This window comes from Pseudomonas sp. M2 (genome assembly GCF_015751845.1).
GTDB lineage: Bacteria > Pseudomonadota > Gammaproteobacteria > Pseudomonadales > Pseudomonadaceae > Aquipseudomonas > Aquipseudomonas putida_E.
The window spans coordinates 3,392,601-3,419,160 of the sequence record NZ_JADOUD010000001.1 but is presented as its reverse complement, the minus strand read 5'-3'; the positions used below and the strand labels follow the sequence as shown (position 1 = coordinate 3,419,160).

Below are 26,560 nucleotides of genomic sequence, written 5' to 3'. Positions count from 1 at the left end.
TGTAAAGGTGGCAATGATATTGATTCCCTTTTACACCGTACAAGCCCTTTCTTCACCCGAGACGTTTCAGCTTGATTAAACCGTAAAGAGAATTTGTAAAGATTGTAAGTTCGAAGTGAATGGTAACGAATCTCAATTGTGAGCTGCAATCACTTGCATTATGATCCGCGGCCTTCACACCTTGGGGAAGGTCCATAACAATGCGTCAATACGTGCCATCTGCAGTGAGTTCTCCACGTCTGATCGTGTCCGCCATCGGCGTCGCCCTGAGCGCTTCGTCCGCCTACGCCGCCGATCCGGCTACCAACAGCGCCATCACCCTCGATGCCACCAGCGTCAATGGCAAGGCGGAACAGGCCAGCACCGATTACAAGGTCGAAAAGGCCTCCTCGCAGAAGTACACCGCGCCGTTGGTGGACACCCCACGCTCGGTTACCGTAATCCCCCAGCAAGTCATCAAGGACACCAACGCCCTGAGCCTGCAGGATGCCCTGCGCACTGTGCCAGGCATCACCTTTGGTGCAGGCGAAGGCGGCAACCCGCAAGGCGACCGTCCGTTCATTCGTGGTTTTGACGCCCAGGGTGACACCTACCTGGATGGTGTACGCGATACCGGTGCGCAGACCCGTGAAATCTTCGCCATCGAATCGGTGGAAGTGGCCAAAGGCCCCAACTCGGCCATCGGTGGCCGCGGCGCGGCAGGCGGCACCATCAACCTGGTGAGCAAGCGTGCACACCTGGGCAACTCGCTGGACGGTGCCTGGACCTGGGGCAGCGACCAGACCCAGCGCTACACCTTTGACGGCAACTACCAGTTCAGCGACACCGCTGCCGGCCGTCTCAACCTGATGACCCATGAGAGCAACGTTGCCGGCCGGGACAAGGTCAACTATGACCGCTGGGGTATCGCCCCATCCCTGGCCTTCGGCCTGGGCACGCCAACCCGCGTCAACCTCGACTACTACCACCTGGAAAGCGACGACCTGCCGGATTCGGGCATCCCGTACAGCATCCCTACCGGTGGCAGCAGCGCCCGCACCTCGGCGCACCCAAGCAAGCCGATCGACGGCGGTGACAGCGACAATTTCTACGGCCTGACCGGTCGCGACTTCCGCAAGACCCGTGTGGACATCGCTACTATCGCCGTGGAACACGACCTGAGCGACTCGTTGACCATCAAGAACACCCTGCGTCATGGCAACAGCATGCAGGATTACATCCTGACCCAGCCAGACGACAGTTTGGGCAACGTCAACAACAACGGCGTATGGCGTCGTGCCAATACCCGTGTGGGCAACACTGCCACCACCACCAACCAGACCGACCTGTTCGGTGAGTTCTTCGTGGGCGGTTTCAAGAACAGCTTCTCCACCGGGGTCGAGTTCAGCAAGGAAGACTCGGACCGCCAAAGCTACACGGTGTCGCCAAACAGCAAGCTCACCTGCACCGGCCCGGGCAATGGTGGCAGCTGTACTTCGCTGAGCGACCCGAACCCCGACGATGCCTGGGATGGCACGATCTCGCGCAACTACGCCGGCACCAAGACCAGCAGCAAGACCCGCGCAATCTACGCCTTCGACACCCTGGAGCTGACGCCTGAGTGGCTGTTGAACATGGGCCTGCGTTACGACCACTTCGATACCAAGTTCCGCACTTACGATGCCTCCGGCGCGACAGTGGTGAACAAGAACGGCGTCCCGACCAAAGGCCGCGACACCAGCGAGTTCTTCACCGGCCAGTTGGGCCTGGTCTGGAAACCGGCCGAGAACGGTAGCATCTACGTGTCCTATGCCACTTCAGCCACCCCGCCCGGGGCGATGCTCGGCGAAGGTACCGAAGGCAACCCGCTATCGGGCACCACCGACCGTGGTGGCAACCTCCTGGCCAGCGACATGGAGCCGGAAGAAACCACCAACTACGAAATCGGCACCAAGTGGGACCTGCTCGACGAGCGCCTGTCGCTGGCCGCTGCGCTGTTCCGTACCGAGAAGGAAAACGCCCGTGTACAGGTGAACACCACCACCTACGAAAACGTCGGCGAAACCCGCGTGCAGGGCATCGAGCTCTCGGCCAGCGGCAAGCTCACCGACAAGTGGCAAGTGTTCGCCGGCTACACCTACCTGCAGGCCCGCCAGATCGACGGCGGCCCGCTGGGCAAGGCCAACGATGGCAACCAATTGCCAAACACGCCTAACAACAGCGCCAGCCTGTGGACCACATACTCGATCACCCCGAAGCTGACGGTCGGCGGCGGCGCCTTCTATGTGGATGACGTCTACGGCAACGTAGCCAACACCACCATGGTCGACAGCTATGTACGTTACGACGCCATGGCCGCCTACAAGCTGACCAAGAACGTCGACCTGCAACTTAACGTGCAGAACCTGACCAACGAGGTGTACTACGACAAAGCGTTCTCCACCCACTTCGCCAACCAGGCGGCGGGCAGGACTGCATTGCTGACCACCAGCGTCCACTTCTAAAGCAGCAACCCGGAGCCCCGTTCATTCCAATGAGCGGGGCTTTTGCGTATCAAGGCATAATGCACCCCGCGCAGGGCGCGGCAGCAACACAAGGTGAACGATGTGGTGAAGAAGACGCTGTTCCAATTGCACTGGTTCTTTGGCATCACCGCTGGCCTGGTGCTGGCCTTGATGGGTATTACCGGTGCGCTCTATTCGTTCCAGGAAGAATTGCTGCGCGCCTTCAACGCTGATGTGTTGAAGGTCGAGGTGCGCGCCGAGGGCGTGCTGCCTCCGGCTGAACTGGTGCGCAGGGTCGAGGCCGCCCAAGGCGACAAAGTGTCGATGCTGTGGGTCGATGTACGCGAAGGCAACGCCGCACGGGTCTTCTTCACACCGCCGCCGGGCGAGCGCCGCGGTGAGTTGCGCTATGCCGACCCCTATACCGGCGAGCTCAAGGGCCAGGCCGCCGGGCAAGACTTCTTCAAACTGATGCTCACCCTGCACCGGTTCCTGGCCATGGGTGACACCGGCCGGCAGATCACGGGCGCCTGCACCCTGATGCTGGTGTTCTTCTGCCTCTCCGGCCTGTACCTGCGCTGGCCGCGCAAAGCCCTGAACTGGCGCACCTGGCTGACCTTCGACTGGGCCAAAAAAGGCCGCGCCTTCAACTGGGACCTGCATGCCGTAGCCGGCACCTGGTGCCTGCTGTTCTACCTTCTGTTCGCACTGACCGGCCTGTTCTGGTCCTACGAGTGGTACCGCGAAGGCCTGAACAGGTTACTTGCCGACGCGCCTGGCGCAGGACAGCAGCACAAGCGCGGCGAAGGCCGTGGCCGCCATGGGCCGCAGAAGGTGGACAAGAACGCACCGCCGCTGGTGGTCGACTACGACGCCATCTGGGCCAACCTCAAGGACGCTGCCGGGCCAGGGCTTGCCATGTACAACCTGCGCCTGCCACCTGCTGGCGGCCAGCCCGCCAGCCTGTTCTACCTGCTCGACAGCGCCGCGCACCCACGCGCCTTCAATACCCTGACCCTGGACCCGGCCACCGGCCAGGTGAAAAACCACGACCGCTATACCGACAAGTCCTTCAAGGCCCAGCTGCTGCAAAGTGTTTATGCCTTGCACGTGGGTGAATACTTCGGCCTGCCGGGGCGGATCATCGTCACCCTCGCCAGCCTGACCATGCCGCTGTTCTTCGTCACCGGCTGGCTTTTGTACCTCGACCGCCGCCGCAAGAAGCGCCAGGTGCGTGCCGCCCGCGGCCACGTCGCCAACGCCAGCGCCAGCGGCGACAGCTGGCTGATCGGCTTCGCCAGCCAGAGCGGTTTCGCCGAGCAACTGGCCTGGCAGAGCGCCGGACAATTGCAGGCCGCAGGCTTGCCGGTGCAAGTACGTGCACTTGCCGACCTTGGCGAAGAGGACCTACGCCAGACGCGCCGCGCGCTGTTCGTGGTCAGCACGTTCGGTGACGGCGAAGCGCCTGACAGCGCCCGCGCTTTCGAGCGCAAGGTGCTGGGCCAGCCTTGGGCCCTGAACGGGCTCAGCTATGCCGTGCTGGCGCTCGGTGATCGCCAGTACCCGCACTTCTGCGGCTTTGCCCGGCGCCTGCAGGCATGGCTCGGCGAGCGCGGTGCCAGCACGGCGTTCAGCCCGGTGGAAGTGGACAACGCCGACCCGGCGGCCCTGCAGCAATGGCAGCAGGAACTGGCGCAGCTGACTGGCGCCCAACCCGTCGCTGCCTGGCAACCGCCAAGTTTCGGCAACTGGAGCCTGGTCAGCCGCGATCTGCTCAATCCGGGCAGTCAAGGCCAACCGGTCTACCTGATCGGCCTGCGCCCTGAAGAGCCCGCCAGCTGGGAGGCCGGTGACCTGGTAGAAGTTCTGCCGCTCAATGGCCAGCCACGCGTGGATGCATTCCTCAGCGGCATGGCCCTCGACGCCAACGCCACTGTGCAGCTTCACGGCCTGAGCGAGACCCTCGGCCAAGCCCTGGCAGGCCGCCAGCTACCAACCCGTCGGGACCACCTGATCGGCTTGCAGCCACAAGCGCTGATCGATGCGCTGGCACCGATCGGCAGCCGCGAATACTCCATCGCCTCGATCGCCAGCGATGGTGTGCTGGAGCTGATCGTGCGCCAAGAGCGTCACCCCGACGGCAACCTTGGCCTGGGCTCTGGCTGGCTGACCGAGTACCTGCCAGTCGATGGCACCCTTGGCCTGCGCCTGCGGCGCAACAGTGGCTTCCATCTGCCCGAAAGCGCCGCGCCGATGATCCTGATCGGCAACGGCACTGGCCTTGCGGGCCTGCGCTGCCTGCTGCGGGCGCGGATCAATGCCGGCGAGCAGCGCAACTGGCTGCTGTTCGGCGAGCGTAACCGCGCGCATGACCTGCTGTGTGGCGATGAGCTGCAAACCTGGCTGGAGAGCGGCGACCTGGCACGCCTGGACCTGGCGTTCTCGCGCGATCAGGCCGAGAAGGTGTATGTGCAGGATGTATTGCTGCAGCAGGCTGAAGAGTTCAAGCGCTGGGTTGCCGATGGCGCTTATGTGTATGTCTGCGGCAGCCTGCACGGGATGGCGGCCGGTGTTGATGCGGCGCTCAAAGGCATGCTCGGTGAAGAAATGGTCGAGCAGTTGATCGAAGATGGGCGTTATCGGCGGGATGTTTACTGATCAGGGATTGAACTGACACAACTGGCCGCTGTAGGAGCGGCCTTGTGTCGCGAACGGGCCGCGAAGCGGCCCTCGATGTTTCGGCATTGATGCAACAATTGCTGGGGCCGCTCTGCGACCCTTTCGCGACACAAGGCCGCTCCTACCGGGGGGCGGTGCTGGCTCAGTGCAGCTCGAAGGTATCGGCATCCAGGTTGGCCGGGAAGCGGGTACGGTAGTTGGCAAGCTCAGCCGCCCTCAGCACGACCGTGAACACCCCGTCTGCCTCGCCCGCACTGAGCAAGCTTTCACCCTGGAAATCCAGCACCTGGCTGTCGCCGGAATACGCGAAACCCTTGCCATCGGTGCCCACCCGGTTCACCGCCGCCACGAAGCACAGGTTCTCGATACCCCGCGCCGGCAGCAGCCGGTTCCAGTGCTGGCGGCGCGCCGCCGGCCAGTTCGCGGTGTACAACAGCAGGTCGGTATCCTGGGCATCGCGGCTCCACACCGGAAAACGCAGGTCATAGCAGATCAGCGGGCGTACCCGCCAGCCCTTGATCTCGAACTGCACCTGACGCTCACCCGGGGTGTAGTGCTTATGCTCACCGGCCATGCGGAACAGGTGGCGCTTGTCGTAGTGCAGGATCTCGCCGTCCGGGCGCGCCCACAGCAAGCGGTTGCGGTGGCTGCCATCGGCGGCCTGGATGATCACGCTACCGGTAACCACTGCGTTGATGCGCTTGGCCTGAGCCTTGAGCCATTTGTAGGTCGGGCCGTTCTCGGGCTCGGCCAAGCTTTCCGATTCCATCGAAAAACCAGTGGTGAACATCTCGGGGAGGATCACCAGGTCGGCATCTCCAGCCTGGTCGAGCAACACCTCGAAATGCGCGTAATTGGCCTCGCGGTCGTGCCAGGCCAGGGCCGTTTGCACCAGGGCGATTTTCAGGTTGGGCAGTGCACTCAGATCGCGCATAGTTTTTCCGCTGCCTGACGCAGCGTCTCCTCACGTTTGGCAAAGCACAGGCGTACCAGGCGTTGCTCGGGGATGGGTTGCTGGTAGAACACCGACACCGGAATGGTCGCCACGCCGTGTTCACGGGTGAGCCAAAGGGCCATTTCGACGTCGTTCAGGTCTGGCCGGATCTGCGAATAGTCCACCAGCTGGAAATAGGTGCCGGCCGTGCGGGTAAAGCTGAAACGCGAACCGTTGAGCAGGTCGCAGAACAGGTCGCGCTTGGCCTGATAGAAACCTGGCAGTTCGTCGACATGCTGAGGGTGTTCGGCCATGAAGTCCGCGAGTGCACACTGCAGCGGTGTAACCCCGCAAAAATTGACGTACTGATGCACTTTGCGCAGCTCCGCGCTCAAGGCAGGTGGCGCGACCACGTAGCCGGTCTTCCAGCCGGTCACGTGGTAAGTCTTGCCGAACGAACTGACCACGAACGCGCGGCGGTACAGCTCTGCATGGGCCAGAACGCTGGCATGACGTACGCCATCGTAGACCAGGTGTTCATACACTTCGTCGCTGACCAGGTAGATATCGCGGTCAGCGATCAGGCGCGCCAACTGGTCCAGGTCTTCAGCCGTGATCAGCGCACCACTGGGGTTATGCGGCGAATTGAGGATGACCATGCGTGTGCGCGGGCTCAGGGCATCGCTGAACCTCTGCCAGTCGATACCGAAGCCGCCATCACTGAGCTGTACGTGCACGCAGCGTCCGCCGGCAAGCGCCACGGAGGGCTCATAGCTGTCGTAACAGGGGTCGAAGACGATCACCTCGTCACCCGCGTGGATCACCGCCTGGATGGCACAGAAGATCGCCTCGGTGGCGCCCGGGGTGATGGTCACTTCCTGATCGGCATCGACCTTGGTCCCATACAGGCGCTCGACCTTGGCCGCCACCTGCTGGCGCAAGGCCGGCAAGCCGGTCATCGGCGCATACTGGTTATGCCCGGCGGACACATGGCGGCCAACCGCATCGAGCAAAGCCTGCGGGCCATTGAAGTCTGGGAAACCCTGGGAAAGGTTGAGCGCGCCCGTCTGCACGGCGAGCTGGGACATGGTGGTGAAGATGGTCGTGCCGACGTTCGGCAGTTTGCTGCGGATCATGAAGCCCTCTTTCCTGCGGGACGGAGAGCTATAAGCTACAAGCTCCAAGCCACAAGAAAAAGCGACATGTATCAGCGTCCGCTCATTCTTGCAGCTTGCGACTTGAAGTTTGCCGCTTGTCAGCGCTTGTCGCGGCGCTTCTTCTCGGCCTTCTTGTGGTGCGACATCAAGCGGCGCTTCTTGTTGACCTGGCGGTCGGTGAGGGTGTTCTTCTTGCCCTCGTACGGGTTCTCACCGCCTTTGTACTCGATGCGGATCGGCGTACCGACCAGTTTGAGCACCCGGCGGTAAGTGTTTTCCAGGTAACGCGAGTACGACTTGGGAATCTTCTCGGTCTGGTTGCCGTGGATCACGATCAGCGGCGGGTTGGCACCGCCGAGGTGGGCATAGCGCAGCTTGATGCGGCGGCCGTTGACCAGCGGTGGCTGGTGCTCACTGACGGCATCTTCGAGGATCTGCGTCAGACGGCTGGTTGGCCAGCGGGTGACCGCCGATTTGAACGCGGCCTGCACCGACTTGTACAGGTGGCCCACGCCGGTGCCGTGTAGCGCCGAGATGAAGTGGATGTCGGCAAAGTCGACGAAGAACAGCCGGCGCTCCAGCTCGGTCTTGACGTAGTCGCGCTCACCCGACTCCATGCCGTCCCACTTGTTCAGGGCGATGACGATGGCGCGGCCCGCTTCCAGGGCGAAGCCCAGCAGGTTGAGGTCGTGGTCGACCACACCCTCGCGGGCGTCCATGACGAAGATCACCACGTTGGCGTCCTTGATCGCCTGCAGCGTCTTCACCACCGAGAACTTTTCGACTTCCTCGTGGATCTTGCCGCGCTTGCGCACGCCAGCGGTGTCGATGAAGGTGTACTTCTCGTTATCGCGCTCGAACGGGATGTAGATACTGTCACGGGTGGTACCCGGCTGGTCGTAGACCACCACGCGCTCTTCGCCGAGCATGCGGTTGACCAGGGTCGACTTGCCCACGTTGGGGCGGCCGATGATGGCGATCTTGATGCCATCCTTTTCGCTCGGGCCGGGGATGCGTACCGCTTCCTCGCCTTCGGCAACCTCCTGGTCGAGGGCTTCTTCCTCAGCATCGCGAGGAATGTGGCCCAGCACCGACTCCATCAACTGATTGATGCCGCGGCCCTGCGAGCCGGCCACCGGAATGGCATTGCCCATGCCCAGCGGCGAAAACTCGGCGCGGGCGACGTCGGCGTCGATGTTGTCGATCTTGTTGGCCACCAGGATGGCCGACTTGTTCCGCTTGCGCAGGTGCTCGGCGATCATCTGGTCGGCGGCAGTCATGCCGGCGCGGGCGTCGACCAGGAACAGCACATAGTCGGCTTCTTCGATGGCCATCAGCGACTGCTCGGCCATCTTCTCGTCCATGCCCACTTCGTCACCGGTGATACCACCGGTGTCGATCAGGATGAAGGAGCGACCCTGCCAGCTGGCATCACCATACTGGCGGTCACGGGTCAGACCCGACAGGTCACCCACGATGGCATCGCGGGTTTTGGTCAGGCGGTTGAACATGGTGGATTTGCCGACGTTCGGCCGTCCCACCAGGGCGATTACGGGAACCATGCGGCTCTCCACTCTTGAATTCTTGAAAATGCAAAGGCCGCTGCAAGGCAGCGGCCGGAGTTCGGGCGGCGTGTCCTACGCCGCAACTCAAGACCTGTAGTGGCCTTGAGCATAGCTTCAGCGGATGGTCAGTGCCTCGAGCTTGCCGCTGTTGCCAAAGACATAGATGGTGTCGCCGACCACCAGGGGCCGGGCGCGCAGGCCATCGCTGTCGATACGCTCACGGCCGACGAAACGGCCGTCGACCTGGCTGAGCAGGTGCAGGTAACCTTCGAAGTCACCTACAGCCACGTAGCTGGAGAACACTTCCGGTGCCGACAATTGGCGGCGCGCCATCGAGTCGTTGGTCCACAGTGCGCTGGAAGAGCGCTCGTCGACACCCTCGACACTGCCCGAAGCTTCGCTGACATAGACGTTGCCGAAACCTTGGGCGACACCCACGTAGCTCGAGGCATCACGCTGCCACAGCACACGGCCGCTTTCCAGGTCCAGGCCCGCTACGCGACCCTGGTAGGTGCTGACGTACAGCGTACCACCGGACAGCAGCAGGCCGCCGTCGATGTCGACCACACGGTCCAGCTCGGAACGGCCCTGCGGGATCGCCACACGGCTCTCCCACACCGGCACGCCGTTGTTGATGTCGACCGCGACAACTTTGCCGGTGGACAGGCCGGCTACAGCCAGACGGTTGGTGACGATCGGCGCACCGGTGCCCCGCAGGGTCAGTACAGCCGGGGTGCTCTCGTAGATCCAGCGGCGGTCGCCGGTAGCGGCATCGAGGCCGATCAGACGGTCGTCCTGAGTCTGCACCACCACAACGTCACCGTTGTTGGCAGGCGGCGCCAGGACTTCGCTGGTTACGCGCGAGCGCCAGCGCTCTTCACCGGTGCTGGAGTCCAGGGCAATCACTTCACCCTTGAGGGTGCCGAGCATGACCAGGCCATAGCCAACGCCGACGGCGCCGGAAACCGGCAGCTCCAGATCCTGCTTCCACACCACGTCGCCGGTAATGCGGTCGAGGGCGAAGACTTCGCCATTGACGTCGCTGGCGTAGATGCGGTCGTTCTCGATGGCTGGCACCAGGGTATTGTAAGTCTCGCCCTGGCCGTCACCGATCGAACGGCTCCACTGCTTTTTCAGTACCACTTCTTCGGTGAACTTGGTCAGCTCGGCCGGAGGCAGTTCCTTCTTGCTGTTGCTGCTGCAACCTGCGGCCAGTACGGCCAGGGTCAGCACTGCTGCTTGTTTCCAACCGATCACGTCACGCGTCCCCTTTGGCCAAGTCATCCAGCTTCAGTTGCAAGCCACCGACCGCCGCCTCATCGGACAGCGCGGCCTTGGCTTTTTCATAAGCGCTGTGGGCATCGTCGGCACGACCCAACTGCACCAGCAGGTCGCCCTTCAATTCTTCACGGCTGGCCAAAAACGCCTTGTCGGCGTCGCCGTCGAGCAGCTTGAGCGCATCTTCAGCCTTGTCCTGGGCCGCGAGCACGCGTGCCAGGCGCTGGCGCGAAATTTCGCCCAGGGTGTCGTCAGCAGGCTTGTCGAGCACATTCTTGAGCTCGGCAGCGGCGTCGTCGAGCTTGCCGCTCTCTACCGCGACCTTGGCCACGAACAGGCTGCCGTACTGGGCGTAGGCGGTACCACCGAACTCGCTCTTGAGCTTGCCGGACAGCTCCGCGACCTTGGTCGCATCCGGCTGCCCGCTCGGCGTCAGGCTGGTTTCAAGCAGGGCCTGATACAGCTGCGATGCGCCTTGCGACTGGTTGTCCTGGTACTTGTGCCACGTGTTCCAGCCCAACACCACTACGCCAGCCAGCAGCGCACCGGTCAGCAGTGGCTTGCCGTTACGGTTCCACCAGTCCTTGACCCCTGCCAGGTCATCATCATCGGTACTCGACACCCCAATACTCCTTTTCGCCTATTCGCTTGTTGAACCGCGTTACGCCTGAGCGATCGCGGTTTCCAGGTGCTCAGCCAGAGCATCCCAGGCAATGTTCTGTTGTTCGCCCTGACCACGCAGGGGCTTGAGGCCAATCTCTTGCTTGGCCAGCTCGTCGTCACCCAGGATCAAGGCGAACAACGCGCCGCTCTTGTCGGCTTTCTTGAACTGGCTCTTGAAGCTGCCGCCACCGGCGTTGACCGCCAGGCGCAGGCCCGGCAGCCGGTCGCGCAGGCTCTCGGACAAGCGCAGGCCAGCCAGCTCCGCCTGCTCGCCGAAGGCGCACAGGTAGACATCGATCTGACGGTTGATGGACGCCGGTACCTTGCCCAGGGTCTCCAGCAGCAGGATCAGGCGCTCGATACCCATGGCGAAACCAACGCCGGTGGTCGGTTTGCCACCCATCTGCTCGACCAGGCCATCGTAGCGGCCGCCTGCACAGACGGTGCCCTGGGCGCCGAGCTTGTCGGTGACCCACTCGAACACGGTCTTGCTGTAGTAGTCCAGGCCACGCACCAGCTTGGTGTTGATCACAAACGGAATGCCGGCGGCATCCAGACGGGCCTTGAGGCCCTCGAAGTGCACGCGGGAGTCTTCGTCGAGGTAGTCTTCCAGCTTCGGCGCGCCGACCAGCACCGCCTGGGTGTTCGGGTCCTTGCTGTCGAGGATGCGCAGCGGATTGCTCTTGAGGCGGCGCTGGCTGTCTTCGTCGAGTTGTTCCAGGCGCGCCGAGAGGAACTCGACCAGCGCGTCGCGGTAGCGGGCGCGGGCCTCGCTGGTGCCCAGGCTGTTCAGCTCGAGCTTGACCGCATCCTGGATGCCCAGCAGGCCCCACAGACGCCAGGTCAGCATGATCAGCTCGGCATCGATGTCCGGGCCGTCCAGGTTGAACACCTCGACGCCAATCTGGTGGAACTGACGGTAGCGGCCCTTCTGCGGGCGCTCGTGGCGGAACATCTGGCCGATGTACCACAGCTTCTGCACCTGGCCGTTGCCAGTGATGCCGTGCTCGAGCACTGCACGTACGCAGGCAGCGGTGCCTTCAGGGCGCAGGGTCAGCGAATCGCCGTTGCGGTCCTCGAAGGTGTACATCTCTTTTTCGACGATGTCGGTGACTTCACCGATGGAGCGCTTGAACAGCTCGGTGAACTCGACGATCGGCGTGCGGATCTGGCTGTACCCATAGGTGTCCAGCAGCCCGGCGACGGTGCCTTCGAAGTAGCGCCACAGCGGCGACTGCTCTGGCAGGATGTCGTTCATGCCACGGATGGCTTGCAGCGATTTGCTCACGAAAAGTCCTTACGAATCTGTGTGTCAGCCGCGGGCGATCAGCGCCGCGTCGGCCTCGACCTTTTCGGCCGCTTTCTGGCGGATGAGCTTTTCCAGCTCATCGACCAGGTTGTCATTGGTCAGTTTCTGCGCCGGCTTGCCGTCGATGTAGATCAGGTTCGGCGTGCCGCCGGTCAGGCCAACGTGGGCTTCCTTCGCTTCGCCAGGGCCGTTGACCACACAACCGATCACCGCCACGTCCAGCGGTACCAGCAGGTCTTCCAGGCGCCCTTCCAGTTCGTTCATGGTCTTGACCACATCGAAGTTCTGCCGCGAGCAGCTCGGGCAGGCGATGAAGTTGATGCCACGCGAACGCAGGTGCAGCGACTTGAGGATGTCGTAGCCGACCTTCACTTCCTCGACCGGGTCGGCCGCCAGCGAAATGCGGATGGTATCGCCGATGCCTTCGGCCAGCAGCATACCGAGGCCGACGGCGGATTTCACCGTGCCGGAGCGCAGCCCACCGGCCTCGGTGATGCCCAGGTGCAGCGGCTGGATGATCTGCTTGGCCAGCAAGCGATAGGCTTCGACGGCCATGAACACGTCGGAGGCCTTGACGCTGACCTTGAAGTCCTGGAAATCCAGGCGGTCCAGGTGCTCGACATGGCGCAGTGCAGATTCGACCAGCGCCGCCGGGGTCGGCTCGCCATATTTCTTCTGCAGGTCCTTTTCCAGGGAGCCTGCGTTGACACCGATACGGATCGGGATGCCACGGTCACGAGCGGCATCGACCACAGCACGAACACGGTCCTCACGGCCGATGTTGCCCGGGTTGATACGCAGGCAGTCGACGCCCAGTTCGGCCACGCGCAACGCGATCTTGTAGTCGAAGTGGATGTCGGCGACCAGCGGTACGCTAACCAGTTGCTTGATTTTGCCGAACGCCTCGGCGGCGTCCATGTCCGGCACCGAAACACGGACGATGTCGACCCCCGCATCGACCAGGCGCTGGATCTGGCCAACGGTGGCGGCGACATCATTGGTGTCGGTGTTGGTCATGCTCTGCACCGCGATGGGGGCATCACCACCCACCGGCACATTGCCGACCCAGATTTTGCGGGATTCGCGACGTTTGATCGGAGATTCGCCGTGCATGACTTACTGTCCCAACTTCAGGCGAGCGGTTTCGCCACTGGTGAACGGGGCAACATCGACGGCCTGGCCGTTGTAGCTGACCTGGGCGCCGCGGGCAAAGCCCAGGCGCACCGCGAACGGCGGCTTGCCGGTCAGCTCGAGGTTGTCGCCCTTGCGCTTGATGGCGCTGAACAGCACCTTGCCGTTGCCATCGGACACCTGGGTCCAGCAATCGGCGGTGAACTGGATTGCAACCTTGGCGCTGCCGGCCGGCACGGCGGCAGGCTCGGTGGCAATGGCCGGCACGCTGGCGGCAGGCGCCACAGGGGCGGCCTGGGCTACGGTGGCGGCTGGCGTGGCTGGTGCAGCAGGTGCTGCCGTTGTCGGCGCAGGCGCTTCAGCCTGTGCAGGCGCCTGCTGGACCGGCGCGGCTGCTGCGGCAGCCGGGGCGGCCTCGCTGCTGGCCTCGGCAACCGGCTCGGCAGGTGCCTGCTCCAGCGGCAGCGGCGCGCTTTCGCCCTGCTGGCCTAAGGTAACAGCCTGGTCTTCAGGCTCATCCAGCGGGTGGATCTGGGTGGTACCGTCGGCGCTTTCGACCTCGACATGCTCCAGGGCGATATTGGCCAGGTCCTTGCCGCGCAGGCTGCCCTGGTCCTGCCACCACAGGAAGCTGCCACCGACCACCGCAACCAGCAGCAACAGGCTGACACCGCGCAGGATGTTGTGCGAAAGGCGCACCGGCTCTTCGATGCGGCCCAGTGAATGTACGTCGCTGCCCTTGGCATGGGTGCCGGTGTACTGGTCGAAGGCCTCGACCAGCGGCGCCTGGTCCATGTCCATCAGCTTGGCATAGGCACGGATGTAGCCACGGGCGAAGGTATGCCCTGGCAGCTTGTCGAAGGCACCGGTTTCCACGTGGTTCAGCGAACTTACGGTGAGGTTGAGCTTGCGGGCCACCTCGGCTTGCGACCACTCCCGTCTTTCGCGGGCCTGGCGCAACAATTCACCGGGGTTCTGGCCAGTCGCTGCTGCTACTTCGGGATGCGCGGCTTTCATCGTTGCTCCGACAGGTATTGCTGATATTCCGGCGTACCGGGATAAAGTCGTTGTAATTGCTGGCCCAGTTCGGCCTGTGTGCCCTGCTCGTCGAACACCCGGGCAAGACGACTACCCAGCAGGAGGCTACGGGCATTGTGATCGCTCAACTGGCTGAAACGATCGTAGAAACCCCGTGCCGGCACATAATGCCTGTTTTCGTAGGACAACTCAGCCATTTCCAGCAACGCCCTGGGTTGCTGCTGGTTGAGTTGCAGGGCCTTGCTCAGATACGCCTGCGCCTGGTCACGGTTGCCGAGTTTCAGGGCTGTCAGGCCAAGGTTCTCGTAGACGCGCGAACGTTCAGGATACAGGGTATCGGCGCTGGCCAGGCGAAACATCTGCTCGGCTTCGGCAAAACGCTGCTGAGCATATAGGAAACTGCCGTAATTGTTGCGAATTCGCGTGTCGCCGGGGCTTGCCGACAACGCTTTCTTGAAGTGTTCCTCAGCCAGCGCAGCTTCACCTTCGGCCTGAAACACCAGGGCCAAGGCTGCGTGAGCATCGCCATCCTTGGCATCGAGCACCAGTGCCTTGCCCAACGGAGCCTTGGCCTGCTCGGTCAAACCTTGTTGCAAATAGCCAAGCCCAAGCTGCACATAGGCACGCCCCGCCTCCACTCGCCCCTGTCGAGTTGCCAGTGGGTCATTCGCACTACCCGACACGCAGCCGGCCAGCAGCGAAAGCGCAAGGATCGACAGCGCGGCGCGCAGGCTCATGGCGGGCCCGGACTCAGTGGCGCACGGCGCTGTCTTGCAGCTCGGCGTCGGCAGACAGCTGACGTACGGCGATGTAGCGCTCGCTGCGGCGGGTACGGTCATTGACCTGGCCGACCAGCTGGCCACAGGCGGCATCGATGTCATCGCCACGGGTGGTACGGGTGGTGACGTTGAAGCCACCGTGGTGCAGCAAGTCCTGGAAGCGGCGAATAGCGTTGTTGCTAGGGCGCTCGTAACCGGAATGCGGGAACGGGTTGAACGGGATCAGGTTGATCTTGCACGGTACATCGCGCAGCAGTTCGATCATCTGCGCGGCATGCTCGGGCTGGTCGTTGACGTCCTTGAGCAGGGTGTACTCGACCGTCAGCACGCGCTTGCCACCCAAGGTGGCCATGTAGCCCATGCACGACTCCAGCAACATCTTCAGCGGGTACTTCTTGTTGATCGGCACCAGCTGGTTGCGCAGCTCGTCGTTCGGCGCATGCAGCGAAAGCGCCAGGGACACGTCGATGTGCTTGGCCAGTTCGTCGATCATCGGTACCACGCCGGAGGTGGACAAGGTGACGCGACGCTTGGAAATGCCATAGCCCAGATCATCCATCATGATCTTCATGGCAGCGATGACATTGTCGAAATTCAGCAGAGGCTCGCCCATGCCCATCATGACCACGTTGGTAATCGCGCGGTCGATCTTGGCCGGGACGGTCCCGAAGGATTTGTTGGCAAGCCACACCTGGCCGATCACTTCGGCGGCGGTGAGGTTGCTGTTGAAGCCTTGCTTGCCGGTGGAGCAGAAACTGCAGTCCAGGGCGCAGCCGGCTTGCGACGAAACGCAGAGAGTGCCGCGATCGTCGGTTGGGATGTAGACGGTCTCGACGCAGCTGCCGGAGGCAACGCGGATCACCCATTTGCGGGTGCCGTCTGCGGAAATGTCTTCACTGACCACTTCCGGAGGACGAATTTCGGCAACAGCCTCGAGCTTTTCGCGCAAGGCCTTGCCGACGTTCGTCATGGCGGCGAAATCATCGACGCCAAAATGGTGAATCCATTTCATCACCTGGCCGGCACGGAAGCGCTTCTCCCCGATAGAGTCGAAGAATTGTTCCATTTCCGGCTGGGTCAGGCCCAACAGGTTGATTTTGCCAGTAGATGTCGTCATGGATTCACCCTCACCCGTAAGCTTTCGCTTAGCGAGTGGTTACCTCGGTAGCAGCGAAGAAGTAAGCGATTTCGCGAGCAGCAGCAGCTTCGGAGTCCGAACCGTGAACGGCGTTGGCGTCGATCGACTCGGCGAAGTCAGCACGGATGGTGCCGGCAGCAGCTTCTTTAGGGTTGGTGGCGCCCATCAGCTCACGGTTCAGAGCGATGGCGTTTTCGCCTTCCAGAACCTGAACGACAACCGGGCCGGAAGTCATGAAGGCAACCAGGTCACCGAAGAAGCCGCGCTCGCTGTGCTCAGCGTAGAAACCTTCGGCTTCGGCTTTGGACAGTTGCTTGATTTTCGAAGCAACGATTTTCAGGCCGGCGTCTTCGAAGCGAGTGGTGATCTTGCCGATGACGTTTTTGGCAACTGCGTCAGGCTTGATGATCGAGAAAGTACGTTGAACAGCCATGGAAAACTCCAGAATATGAGTGTTGCGAAAAATTAAACCCGCGAATTATACGCGGGTTCCAGGGGATTGCCTAACCTGCAGCGCCACGCTTAGTCGGCTTCGTCTATCCAGGCCGCCTGGATGGCCTCGAGCACTTTCTCACCGCCGCGTGACGGATCGTCGCTGAATTCTGGCAAGGCCAGCACCCAGCGATGCAGATCGACGAAATTCACATAACGAGGATCGACTTCCGGCTTGCTTTCTGCAAGCTGGATAGCGATCTCAAGTACATCAACCCATTTCAGACTCATTGAAAAATCCTCAGTGGGGCGCTTCGGCAGCGTGGTTGAGCGAGTATTTGGGGATCTCGATGGTCAGGTCCTGATCACCGACGACCACCTGGCAGCCGAGACGCGATTGCGCCTCCAGGCCCCAGGCCTTGTCCAGCATGTCCTCTTCGAGTTCGTCCGCTTCTTCAAGCGAGTCGAAACCCTTGCGCACGATGCAGTGGCAGGTGGTGCAGGCCTTTACGCCACCGCAGGCGCTTTCCATCTCGATGTGATGGTCGTGGGCCAGCTCCAGGATATTGGTCCCGGGCTCGACCTCCACGCTCAGCCCCTCTGGGCAGAACTTCTCATGCGGCAGGAATGTCACCAGCGGCATCGGTTACTCCTCGATCTCATTCAGGTTGCGCCCGGCCAGTGCGGCTTTGACCGTCGAATCAAGGCGACGGGCGGCAAATGCATCGGTCACCTGCGACAGACGCTTGGTCTGTTGCTCGATGGCAGGGCCATCGGTGCCGGTCAGCAAATCACGTAGTTCTTGCATCTGGAACTCGATGGCTTCGCGCTCTTCACTGCTGAGCAGTCGCTCGCCATCAGCATCCAGGGCTCCCTGGACAGCTTCAAGCAGGCGCTCGCCGTCGACCTGGTGTTCACGAAGCTGACGCGCCTGCTTGTCGGAGCCTGCGTGCTCGAAGGAGTCCTTGAGCATGCGTGCGATCTCACCGTCGGTCAGGCCGTAGGACGGCTTGACCTGGATACTGGCTTCTACGCCGGAACCCAGCTCACGGGCCGCGACGCTGAGCAAACCGTCGGCATCGACCTGGAAGGTCACGCGGATTTTCGCAGCACCGGCAACCATGGCCGGAATACCACGCAGCTCGAAACGCGCCAGCGAACGGCAGTCGCTGATCAGCTCGCGCTCACCCTGCAGAACGTGAATCATCATGGCCGACTGGCCATCTTTATATGTGGTGAATTCCTGCGCGCGGGCCACCGGAATGGTGGTGTTGCGCGGGATCACCTTTTCCATCAACCCCCCCATGGTCTCAAGACCAAGGGACAGCGGAATGACGTCGAGCAACAGCAGCTCACCGCCTTCGCGGCGGTTGCCGGCCAGGGTGTCAGCCTGGATGGCAGCGCCGATGGCTACCACCTGGTCGGGGTCGATCGAGGTCAGCGGGGTACGGCCGAACAGCGTACCTACTGCTTCACGCACACGCGGTACGCGGGTCGAACCACCCACCATGACCACCGCACCCACTTCATCCAGCTCGACGCCACTGTCGCGCACGGCGCGGCGGCAGGCCTTGAGGCTACGGGCAATCAGCGGCTCGATCATGGCCTCGAAAGCGGCGCGGCTGAGCTCGCCCTGCCAGGCGCCATGGCGGACACTGACCACGTCGGTGTCGGTCAGGGCCTCCTTGGCGGCGCAGGCGGCCTGGAGCAGCTGGCGCTGGGTAGCAGGGTCGAGGTCGGCGGACAGGCCGGCCTGCTCGATGATCCAGCTGGCAATGGCGTGATCGAAGTCATCGCCCCCCAGGGCGGTGTCACCACCGGTGGCGAGCACTTCGAACACACCTGCAGTCAGGCGCAGGATGGAAATATCGAACGTACCGCCGCCCAGGTCATAGATGGCCACCAGGCCTTCGGCATTCTGGTCCAGGCCATAGGCCACGGCAGCAGCGGTCGGCTCATTGAGCAGGCGCAGTACGTTCAGGCCAGCCAGTTTGGCTGCGTCCTTGGTCGCCTGACGCTGGGCATCGTCGAAATAGGCCGGCACGGTGATCACCGCGCCCACCAGCTCGCCACCCAAGGTGGCCTCGGCGCGCTCGCGCAGCACCTTGAGGATATCGGCGGACACTTCCACCGGGCTCTTCGGCCCCTGGACAGTATCGATGAACGGCATGTGCGACTCGCCGCCAATGAAGCGATACGGCAGCTGTTCACCCAGTTGCTTGACGTCGGCCAGGCCACGCCCCATCAGGCGCTTGACCGACAGCACGGTGTTCAGCGGGTCGCTGGCGGCAGCTTCACGCGCTGCCAGGCCGACCTCATTGTGGCCCGCCAGATAGCGCACTGCGGAGGGCAGAATGACGTTGCCCTGCGCATCGGGCAGGGGTTCACTGCGACCGCTGCGCAGGGCAGCGACCAGAGAATTGGTAGTACCCAAGTCAATGCCCACCGCCAGGCGACGCTGGTGCGGCTGGGGGGTTTGACCGGGTTCGGCGATCTGCAGTAGGGCCATGCTTATCTGAATACCTTAGGCGTCATCACGGGCAACGCCGGGTTAATCGTCGAGGCGCTCTTCTAGTTGGCGCACTTCCTGGGCGAGCTTGTCGAGGAACTGCATGCGGCGCATCAGGCGCTCGGCCTTGTCGCGCTCGGCAGGCACATCCCAGCAGGCGGCAAAATCCTCGTTGAGCTGTTCCTGAGCAGCCCTCAGGCGCTTCTTGAACACGGCGACACCGTCGAGGTCGGCTTCGTCCTGCAGCTCTTCGAGTTCCTCGCGCCACTGCATTTGCTGCAGCAGGAAGTCAGGGTCGTGGACCGTGACTTCCTGAGGCACCTCGTGGCCACCGATGGCCAGCAAATAGCGGGCACGGCGCGGGGCACTGCGCAGGGTCTGGTAGGCGTCGTTGAGGGCGGCGGATTTTTCCAGCGCTACCCGCTGCTCACGCTCGGAAGCGTCGGCGAAGCGGTCAGGATGAACCTCGCGGGCCAGCTCGCGATAGCGAGTGGCCAGCTTGTCGAGGTCCAACCGGAAGCACGGCTGGAGGTCGAACAGAGCGAAATGACAAGGAGTACCCACAGCCAGCCTCAGACGTTGAAGCTTTCGCCGCAGCCACACTCACCGCGTACGTTGGGGTTGTTGAACTTGAAGCCTTCGTTCAACCCTTCCTTGACGAAATCCAGCTCAGTGCCGTCAAGGTAAACCAGGCTCTTGGGATCGATGATCACCTTGACGCCATGGTTCTCGAACACGGTGTCCTCGTCCGCCAGTTCATCGACGAACTCCAGCACGTAGGCCAGGCCCGAGCAACCGGTGGTGCGCACGCCCAGGCGGATGCCCTCGCCCTTGCCGCGCCCTTCGAGGGAACGCCGCACGTGGTTGGCGGCGGCTTCTGTCATGCTGATAGCCATCGGTACTTTTTCCTCAACGTCGGTTACTTCGCAACAGGCGACTTAGATCAAGCCTTTCTTCTGCTTGTAATCGCGAACGGCTGCCTTGATGGCATCCTCGGCGAGTACCGAGCAGTGGATCTTGACCGGCGGCAACGCCAGTTCTTCCGCCAGCTGAGTGTTCTTGATGGTTTCAGCTTCGTCCAGGGTCTTGCCCTTCATCCACTCGGTGGCGAGGGAGCTGGAAGCGATGGCCGAACCGCAGCCGTAAGTCTTGAACTTGGCATCTTCGATGATGCCTTGCTCGTTGACCTTGATCTGCAGACGCATCACGTCACCGCACGCCGGGGCGCCGACCATGCCGGTACCGACATCCGGGTCCTCGGCATTCATCTTGCCGACGTTACGTGGGTTTTCGTAGTGGTCGATGACCTTTTCACTGTATGCCATGGTGCAATTCCTTCCTCATCAGGGAGCCGCTCTTGCCGGCGACTGCTTAGTGGGCGGCCCACTCGATCTTGGAGATGTCAACGCCGTCTTTGTACATGTCCCACAGCGGCGACAGCTCACGCAGTTTGTTTACAGCCTCGCAGACTTTCTGCGCGGCGTAGTCGACTTCTTCTTCGGTGGTGAAGCGGCCGAAGGAGAAGCGGATCGAGCTGTGCGCCAGCTCGTCGTTACGGCCCAGAGCGCGCAGTACATACGACGGCTCGAGCGAAGCGGAGGTGCAGGCCGAACCGGACGATACCGCGATGTCCTTGAGCGACATCAGCAGCGACTCGCCTTCGACATAGTTGAAGCTCAGGTTCAGGTTGTGCGGTACGCGGGCAGTCTGGCTACCGTTGACATACAGCTCTTCGAGGTCCGAGACCTGCTTGAAGAAGCGGTCGCTCAGGGCCTTGATGCGCTGGTTTTCAGCGGCCATTTCCTGCTTGGCAATGGCGAATGCTTCGCCCATGCCGACGATCTGGTGGGTCGGCAGGGTGCCCGAACGCATGCCGCGCTCATGGCCACCGCCATGGATGATCGCTTCCAGACGCACGCGAGGCTTGCGGCTGACGTACAGCGCGCCAATGCCTTTCGGGCCGTAGGCCTTGTGCGCGGAGAACGACATCAGGTCGACTTTCAGCTTTTGCAGGTCGATTTCCACCTTGCCGGCCGACTGGGCGGCGTCAACGTGGAACAACACGCCGCGCGAACGGGTCAGTTCACCGATGGCGGCGATGTCGTTGATCGAGCCGACTTCGTTGTTGACGTGCATCAGCGAGACCAGAATGGTGTCGTCACGCAGCACCGCCTCGACCTGGGCCGGAGTGACGATGCCGTCTTCGCCTGGCTCGAGGTAGGTGACTTCGAAACCTTCACGCTCGAGCTGGCGAGCGGTATCCAGGACCGCCTTGTGCTCGATCTTGGAGGTGATGATGTGCTTGCCTTTGGACTGATAGAAGTGCGCCACGCCTTTGATGGCGAGGTTGTCGGACTCGGTAGCACCGCTGGTCCAGACGATCTCGCGCGGGTCGGCGTTGATCAGCTCGGCAACCTGGCGACGGCCGTTTTCGACCGCTTCCTCGGCTTTCCAGCCAAACACGTGGGAGCGCGAAGCCGGGTTACCGAAGTTACCGTCGACCAGCAGGCAGTCGGCCATCTTCTGGGCGACACGGGGATCGACCGGCGTGGTCGCGGAGTAATCGAGGTAGATCGGCAACTTCATTGAGTATCTCCTATCAGGCGGTGGCGTCGCTCGTCGCACTGTTAATAAAGGTCAGTCGACGGCGGACGTCTCAATCTTGTCCAGCTGGGCAGAACGGCCTGCGACACGACGCAGGTCCTGGCGTTGGGCAACTTCCTGCACCTCACGGCGCATGACGAGGTCGGCCAGGCTGATGCCGTTGAGGAATTCGTGGATCTGCTGGCTGAGGTCGCACCACAGGTGGTGGGTCAGGCAGGTGTCACCGGCATGGCAATCCCCAAGGCCCTGGCAACGGGTGGCATCGACCGACTCGTTGACCGCGTCGATGACTTGGGCCACCTGGATGGTTTCCATGCCACGGGACAGCTGGTAACCACCGCCTGGGCCGCGCACGCTGGATACCAGGCTGCTGCGGCGCAGCTTGGCGAACAGCTGCTCCAGATAAGAGAGGGAAATGCCCTGGCGCTCGGAAATGTCGGCCAAAGACACAGGCCCATGCTGCGCGTGCAAGGCCAGGTCAAGCATGGCTGTCACGGCGTATCGGCCTTTGGTAGTCAGTCGCATGGCTAATGGTTACCACGGGAGTTACAGGATGTGAGCGAGTATGCTATTCCCGAGCATTTAAGTCAACTATTAGACCTACTGCTTTAGTCGGGTTTGCATCTGGGAGGCGGGCGCGATTGTAGCAGCAAAGGGGCGTGAGCACACGCCCCACATGCCAGTATGACCTCCCTGCGGCGCGATCAATGCGACCGAGCGTCGCGCGGGGCAACTGCCGAGATCTCGCTGAAGTCATCTTCGGGCAGGGCCGGCAGCTCTTTGGCGCAGTAGTCACTGCCCATTTTGGTCAATGCGCCACACATGCCTTCCAGCCGCTCGTCGACAGCCTGCAGGTGGTCGAGCATCTGGCCGATGGCACGCGCCACCGGGTCAGGCATGTCGCCACTGACGCCGTAGGCATCGAAGCCGATCTTTTCGGCCATGGCCTTGCGCCTGGCCTCGACTTCGCTGTCTTCGCTCTTGACGATGATCCGCCCCGGAATGCCGACCGCCGTGGCACCTGCCGGCACCGCCTTGGTCACCACTGCATTGGAACCGATCTTGGCCCCGGCACCGACGGTGAACGGGCCGAGCACTTTGGCCCCTGCCCCCACCACTACGCCGTTTTCCAGGGTCGGGTGACGCTTGCCCTTGTTCCAGCTGGTGCCACCCAGGGTCACGCCTTGGTAAAGAGTGACGTCGTCGCCGATCTCGGCGGTTTCGCCGATGACGATACCCATGCCGTGATCGATGAAGAAGCGCCTGCCGATGGTCGCACCGGGATGGATCTCGATACCGGTCATCCAGCGGCCAAAATTCGACACCAGGCGAGCCAGCCATTTGAAATCGCGCTTCCACAAGGCATTGCCCAGGCGATGCAGCCAGATGGCATGCATGCCCGGGTAGCAGGTCAGCACCTCGAAGGCATTGCGTGCCGCCGGGTCCCGATGGAAAACGCTCTGGATATCTTCACGCAGACGTTCGAACATCTGTCAGTCCTTCCTTTTATGCGGCTCGCCCCGTGCGACCTTCTGGGTCTCGGTGAGGATACCGCGCAAAATGCTCATTTCCGGACGTTCCACCGAGCTGCGCCCATACAGCCGGCGCAGGCGCGCCATCAGGTGCTTGGGCTTTTCGGGGTCAAGGAAGCCGATGTCCACCAGGGTTTTTTCCAGGTGTTCATAGAACAGCTCCATTTCGTCCATGGTCGCCAGCTCGCTGGCGTCGACCTTTTCGACTCTCTGCGCCGTACCTTCAACCGCCAGCCAGGCCATGCGCACCTCATAGGCGAGCACCTGGACCGCAGCGGCCAGGTTCAACGAGCTGAAGTCGGGGTTCGAGGGAATGTGCACGTGAAAGTGACATCGCTGCAGTTCTTCGTTGGTCAGGCCGGCGTGCTCACGCCCGAACACCAAGGCGATCTCCTCACCGCCGACGGCATGCTCCACAGCCTTGGCCCCGCATTCACGGGGGTCGATCAACGGCCAGGGAATACTGCGCTCACGGGCACTGGTGCCCATGACCAGGCTGCAGCCGACCAACGCCTGCTCGAGGCTGTCGACCACCTGGGCACCGGCCAGCACATCGTCGGCACCGGAAGCACGCGCACTGGCGTCAGCGGCGGGGAACTCTTTTGGCTGCACCAGCACCAGACGCGACAAGCCCATGTTTTTCATGGCTCGCGCAGCGCCGCCGATGTTGCCGGGGTGGCTGGTATTGACCAGAACAACACGAATATTTTGCAGCAAGGTGTTGTGCTCACAGATGCGGGTTTTGGGGGTTCGATCTTACAGAACCGACCAGCGTAACGCCATGAAAGCAAATGTGACACTTCTGCCGCCAAACTTTTCTGCTAGAATGTTCGGCTTTCTTCTTTAACATCTCCAGGTGACCCGCCCATGCAGCCTATGCTGAATATCGCCCTGCGCGCCGCTCGCAGCGCCAGTGAACTGATTTTCCGCTCCATCGAACGCCTGGATAGCATCAAGGTGGACGAGAAAGAGGCTAAGGACTACGTTTCCGAGGTTGATCGCGCCGCCGAGCAGAAGATCGTCGACGCACTGCGCAAGGCCTACCCGAACCACTCCATTCAGGGTGAAGAGACGGGCATGCACGCGGGCACCGGCGAAGAAGGCAAGGACTACCTGTGGATCATCGACCCACTGGACGGTACCACCAACTTCCTGCGCGGCATCCCGCACTTCGCCGTCAGCATTGCCTGCAAATACCGTGGCCGCATTGAACACGCCGTCGTTCTCGACCCGGTGCGCCAGGAAGAATTCACCGCCAGCCGTGGCCGTGGCGCCCAGCTCAATGGCCGTCGCCTGCGCGTCAGCTCGCGCACCAGCCTGGACGGCGCCCTGCTGGGCACCGGCTTCCCGTTCCGTGACAGCCAGATGGCCGACCTGGACAACTACCTGGGCATGTTCCGCGCCCTGACTGGCCAGACTGCCGGCATCCGCCGCGCCGGCTCCGCCAGCCTGGACCTGGCCTACGTGGCCGCCGGCCGCTTCGACGCCTTCTGGGAGTCGGGCCTGTCCGAGTGGGACATGGCAGCCGGTGTGCTGCTGATCCAGGAAGCAGGCGGCCTGGTGAGCGACTTCAACGGTGGCCACGACTTCCTCGACAAAGGCCACATCGTTGCCGGCAACATCAAGTGCTTCAAGGCCGTGCTGACCGCTATCCAGCCGCACCTGCCAGAGCACATGAAGCGCTAAGCGCAGATTGCAGGCACAAAAAAAGCACCGGCGAGGTGCTTTTTTTGTGCCTGCAGGATTATTGCTGCCCGGCTTCACTCAGGATCAGCTTGCCGTTCTTGTCCAGCGGGATGGTCGAGCCCGGCTCGCGGTCCATCTTCACCTTGCCGACCTGGTCACCGATCGAGTAGGTCACGTTGTAACCAACGACCTTCTCACTGACATCGTTGACCGTGTTGCAACGGGTCTGCGTAGTGGTATAGGTATCACGCTCCTGCATGCCCTCCTGCACCTTGTTGCCGGCATAACCACCACCGACCGCACCGGCCACGGTGGCGATCTTCTTGCCAGTGCCACCACCGATCTGGTTACCCAGCAAGCCGCCCGCCAAAGCGCCAACAACGGTACCGGCAATCTGATGCTGGTCCTTGACCGGCGCCTGACGCGTCACGGCCACGTCCTTGCACACTTCGCGAGGGGTTTTCACCTGCTGCTTGATCGGCTGCACGTCGGTGACCTGGGCGTATTCGGGGCCTTTGTTCACCAAGCTGTAGGTCGCCACAGCACCTCCGGCAGTAACACCGACAGCACCCAGTACCGCACCCACCAGCATTGATTTATTCACTTGAACCTCCTGATTCATACCCGCGGGGTAAACCCGCCTGCTCCCAGCCTTGGAGCAAAAAAAAAGGCGCGAGTTCAACACTCGCGCCTTTTTGATCGCCGAACGGCGTAGGGCTATGCCTTAAGGGCGATCATCCACACCGTCGGTCTTGGCCGGTGGGATCAGGTCTTCGCTGTTCAGGTTCAGCCAGATCAGCACCACGTTGGCGATGTAGATCGAGGAGTAGGTACCCGCCATGACACCGATGAACAGGGCCAGGGAGAAGCCGAACAGGTTGTCACCGCCGAAGAACAGCAGCGCAGCGATTGCCAGCAGGGTCGAAACGGAAGTGGCTACGGTGCGCAGCAGGGTCTGCGTGGTCGAGATGTTGATGTTCTCGATCAGCGAGGCCTTGCGCATCACGCGGAAGTTCTCACGCACCCGGTCGAACACCACGATGGTGTCGTTGAGCGAGTAACCGATGATCGCCAGCACCGCAGCCAGCACCGTCAGGTCGAAGGTGATCTGGAAGAACGACAGGATACCCAGCGTCACCACCACGTCGTGGATCAGCGAGATGATCGCGCCCACGGCGAACTTCCACTGGAAGCGGAAGGCCAGGTAGATGAGGATGCCGCCCAGCGCCAGGAGCATGCCGAGGCCCCCCTGGTCACGCAGTTCTTCACCCACCTGCGGGCCGACGAACTCGACGCGCTTGACCGTCGCCGGGTTGTCACCGCCAATCTTCTGCAGGGCTTCGGCCACCTTGTTACCCAGCATCGGGTCATCGCCAGGCATGCGCACCAGCAGGTCGGTGGTAGCACCGAAGCTCTGTACCACGGCTTCGTTGAAGCCGGATTCGACCAGCTCGGCGCGCACTGCATTCAGGTCGGCCGGGCGCTCGTAGGTCAGCTCGATCAGCGTACCGCCGGTGAAGTCCAGGCCGAAGTTCAGGCCCTTCTGCCACCAGCTGAACAATGCCAGCACGGTAAGGAGCACGGTTACGGCGAACGCAACATTGCGAACGCCCATGAAATTGATGGTTTTCATCGTCGCTCCC

The 26,560-nt window shown here is 62.3% G+C and carries 26 protein-coding genes; 3 read left to right on the top strand and 23 right to left on the bottom strand.

Translation table 11 applies throughout. The features are described 5' to 3' along the window. Positions 1–200: 200 nt before the first annotated feature. The gene (locus IWW33_RS15830; RefSeq protein WP_174141564.1) at positions 201–2,483 is read left to right on the top strand and encodes a TonB-dependent siderophore receptor; all 2,283 of its coding nucleotides are present in this window, start codon (positions 201–203) and stop codon (positions 2,481–2,483) included. A 102-nt stretch (positions 2,484–2,585) separates the two neighbouring features. Next, positions 2,586–5,141: a sulfite reductase flavoprotein subunit alpha gene (locus IWW33_RS15825; RefSeq protein WP_174141565.1), complete on the top strand. Its 2,556-nt coding sequence runs from the start codon at positions 2,586–2,588 to the stop codon at positions 5,139–5,141. A 163-nt stretch (positions 5,142–5,304) separates the two neighbouring features. On the opposite strand, the gene IWW33_RS15820 is transcribed toward IWW33_RS15825, so the two are convergent. The 21 genes from IWW33_RS15820 to trmJ all read right to left on the bottom strand — a co-directional run bounded on the left by IWW33_RS15820 (position 5,305) and on the right by trmJ (position 23,948). Further along, positions 5,305–6,096 (bottom strand): amidohydrolase, encoded by a 792-nt coding sequence (locus tag IWW33_RS15820; protein ID WP_046784476.1) that lies wholly within the window; start codon positions 6,094–6,096, stop codon positions 5,305–5,307. Then, positions 6,084–7,232: a pyridoxal phosphate-dependent aminotransferase gene (locus tag IWW33_RS15815; protein WP_174141566.1), complete on the bottom strand. Its 1,149-nt coding sequence runs from the start codon at positions 7,230–7,232 to the stop codon at positions 6,084–6,086. Before IWW33_RS15815 ends, IWW33_RS15820 begins: the two co-directional genes overlap by 13 nt. 119 nt (positions 7,233–7,351) lie before the next feature. Beyond that, complete coding sequence (der, locus tag IWW33_RS15810; RefSeq protein ID WP_012316132.1) at positions 7,352–8,815, bottom strand: ribosome biogenesis GTPase Der; 1,464 nt, start codon at positions 8,813–8,815, stop codon at positions 7,352–7,354. A 117-nt stretch (positions 8,816–8,932) separates the two neighbouring features. Beyond that, positions 8,933–10,075 carry an outer membrane protein assembly factor BamB gene (bamB, locus tag IWW33_RS15805; protein ID WP_046784478.1) on the bottom strand — a complete coding sequence of 381 codons (1,143 nt, stop codon included), beginning with the start codon at positions 10,073–10,075 and terminating at the stop codon, positions 8,933–8,935. Position 10,076: 1 nt separating this feature from the next. Then, positions 10,077–10,718 (bottom strand): tetratricopeptide repeat protein, encoded by a 642-nt coding sequence (locus IWW33_RS15800; RefSeq protein WP_039602044.1) that lies wholly within the window; start codon positions 10,716–10,718, stop codon positions 10,077–10,079. Between the two features lie 39 nt (positions 10,719–10,757). Next, positions 10,758–12,047 (bottom strand): histidine--tRNA ligase, encoded by a 1,290-nt coding sequence (gene hisS / locus IWW33_RS15795; protein ID WP_012316135.1) that lies wholly within the window; start codon positions 12,045–12,047, stop codon positions 10,758–10,760. A 24-nt stretch (positions 12,048–12,071) separates the two neighbouring features. Next, positions 12,072–13,181 (bottom strand): flavodoxin-dependent (E)-4-hydroxy-3-methylbut-2-enyl-diphosphate synthase, encoded by a 1,110-nt coding sequence (gene ispG, locus IWW33_RS15790; protein WP_012316136.1) that lies wholly within the window; start codon positions 13,179–13,181, stop codon positions 12,072–12,074. A 3-nt stretch (positions 13,182–13,184) separates the two neighbouring features. Then, positions 13,185–14,216: a RodZ domain-containing protein gene (locus IWW33_RS15785; RefSeq protein ID WP_115273920.1), complete on the bottom strand. Its 1,032-nt coding sequence runs from the start codon at positions 14,214–14,216 to the stop codon at positions 13,185–13,187. Then, positions 14,213–14,974, bottom strand: coding sequence for a type IV pilus biogenesis/stability protein PilW (gene pilW, locus IWW33_RS15780; RefSeq protein ID WP_174141567.1), 762 nt, complete (start codon positions 14,972–14,974; stop codon positions 14,213–14,215). Before pilW ends, IWW33_RS15785 begins: the two co-directional genes overlap by 4 nt. A gap of 13 nt (positions 14,975–14,987) precedes the next feature. Further along, positions 14,988–16,133 carry a 23S rRNA (adenine(2503)-C(2))-methyltransferase RlmN gene (rlmN, locus tag IWW33_RS15775; protein ID WP_012316139.1) on the bottom strand — a complete coding sequence of 382 codons (1,146 nt, stop codon included), beginning with the start codon at positions 16,131–16,133 and terminating at the stop codon, positions 14,988–14,990. A 28-nt stretch (positions 16,134–16,161) separates the two neighbouring features. After that, the gene (gene ndk / locus IWW33_RS15770) at positions 16,162–16,587 is read right to left on the bottom strand and encodes a nucleoside-diphosphate kinase (RefSeq protein WP_033701183.1); all 426 of its coding nucleotides are present in this window, start codon (positions 16,585–16,587) and stop codon (positions 16,162–16,164) included. Positions 16,588–16,676: 89 nt separating this feature from the next. Beyond that, positions 16,677–16,877 carry a Fe-S cluster assembly protein IscX gene (gene iscX / locus IWW33_RS15765; RefSeq protein WP_003248529.1) on the bottom strand — a complete coding sequence of 67 codons (201 nt, stop codon included), beginning with the start codon at positions 16,875–16,877 and terminating at the stop codon, positions 16,677–16,679. 10 nt (positions 16,878–16,887) lie between these two features. Next, positions 16,888–17,229, bottom strand: coding sequence for an ISC system 2Fe-2S type ferredoxin (fdx, locus tag IWW33_RS15760; RefSeq protein ID WP_039604293.1), 342 nt, complete (start codon positions 17,227–17,229; stop codon positions 16,888–16,890). Between the two features lie 3 nt (positions 17,230–17,232). After that, positions 17,233–19,095: a Fe-S protein assembly chaperone HscA gene (gene hscA / locus IWW33_RS15755; RefSeq protein ID WP_046784482.1), complete on the bottom strand. Its 1,863-nt coding sequence runs from the start codon at positions 19,093–19,095 to the stop codon at positions 17,233–17,235. A gap of 42 nt (positions 19,096–19,137) precedes the next feature. Then, positions 19,138–19,659 (bottom strand): co-chaperone HscB, encoded by a 522-nt coding sequence (gene hscB, locus IWW33_RS15750; RefSeq protein WP_046784483.1) that lies wholly within the window; start codon positions 19,657–19,659, stop codon positions 19,138–19,140. Positions 19,660–19,667: 8 nt separating this feature from the next. After that, positions 19,668–19,991, bottom strand: a complete 324-nt coding sequence (gene iscA / locus IWW33_RS15745) for an iron-sulfur cluster assembly protein IscA (protein WP_008092567.1) — start codon at positions 19,989–19,991, stop codon at positions 19,668–19,670. 42 nt (positions 19,992–20,033) lie between these two features. After that, positions 20,034–20,420, bottom strand: coding sequence for a Fe-S cluster assembly scaffold IscU (gene iscU / locus IWW33_RS15740; RefSeq protein WP_007929523.1), 387 nt, complete (start codon positions 20,418–20,420; stop codon positions 20,034–20,036). A 46-nt stretch (positions 20,421–20,466) separates the two neighbouring features. Further along, positions 20,467–21,681 carry an IscS subfamily cysteine desulfurase gene (locus tag IWW33_RS15735; RefSeq protein WP_012316144.1) on the bottom strand — a complete coding sequence of 405 codons (1,215 nt, stop codon included), beginning with the start codon at positions 21,679–21,681 and terminating at the stop codon, positions 20,467–20,469. Between the two features lie 51 nt (positions 21,682–21,732). Beyond that, positions 21,733–22,224, bottom strand: a complete 492-nt coding sequence (gene iscR, locus IWW33_RS15730) for a Fe-S cluster assembly transcriptional regulator IscR (RefSeq protein WP_046784484.1) — start codon at positions 22,222–22,224, stop codon at positions 21,733–21,735. A 179-nt stretch (positions 22,225–22,403) separates the two neighbouring features. Next, positions 22,404–23,189 (bottom strand): serine O-acetyltransferase, encoded by a 786-nt coding sequence (gene cysE, locus IWW33_RS15725; RefSeq protein ID WP_046784485.1) that lies wholly within the window; start codon positions 23,187–23,189, stop codon positions 22,404–22,406. 3 nt (positions 23,190–23,192) lie between these two features. Next, on the bottom strand, positions 23,193–23,948 hold the full coding sequence (gene trmJ / locus IWW33_RS15720; protein ID WP_115273918.1) for a tRNA (cytosine(32)/uridine(32)-2'-O)-methyltransferase TrmJ: 756 nt from the start codon (positions 23,946–23,948) through the stop codon (positions 23,193–23,195). A 150-nt stretch (positions 23,949–24,098) separates the two neighbouring features. On the opposite strand from trmJ, the gene suhB reads away from it, so the two are divergent. After that, positions 24,099–24,917, top strand: coding sequence for an inositol-phosphate phosphatase (suhB, locus tag IWW33_RS15715; RefSeq protein WP_012316148.1), 819 nt, complete (start codon positions 24,099–24,101; stop codon positions 24,915–24,917). Positions 24,918–24,975: 58 nt separating this feature from the next. On the opposite strand, the gene IWW33_RS15710 is transcribed toward suhB, so the two are convergent. Together IWW33_RS15710 and secF are read right to left on the bottom strand one after the other, a co-directional pair. Then, on the bottom strand, positions 24,976–25,521 hold the full coding sequence (locus IWW33_RS15710; RefSeq protein ID WP_046784487.1) for a glycine zipper 2TM domain-containing protein: 546 nt from the start codon (positions 25,519–25,521) through the stop codon (positions 24,976–24,978). Between the two features lie 120 nt (positions 25,522–25,641). Further along, on the bottom strand, positions 25,642–26,550 hold the full coding sequence (gene secF / locus IWW33_RS15705; protein ID WP_115273917.1) for a protein translocase subunit SecF: 909 nt from the start codon (positions 26,548–26,550) through the stop codon (positions 25,642–25,644). Positions 26,551–26,560 lie beyond the last annotated feature (10 nt).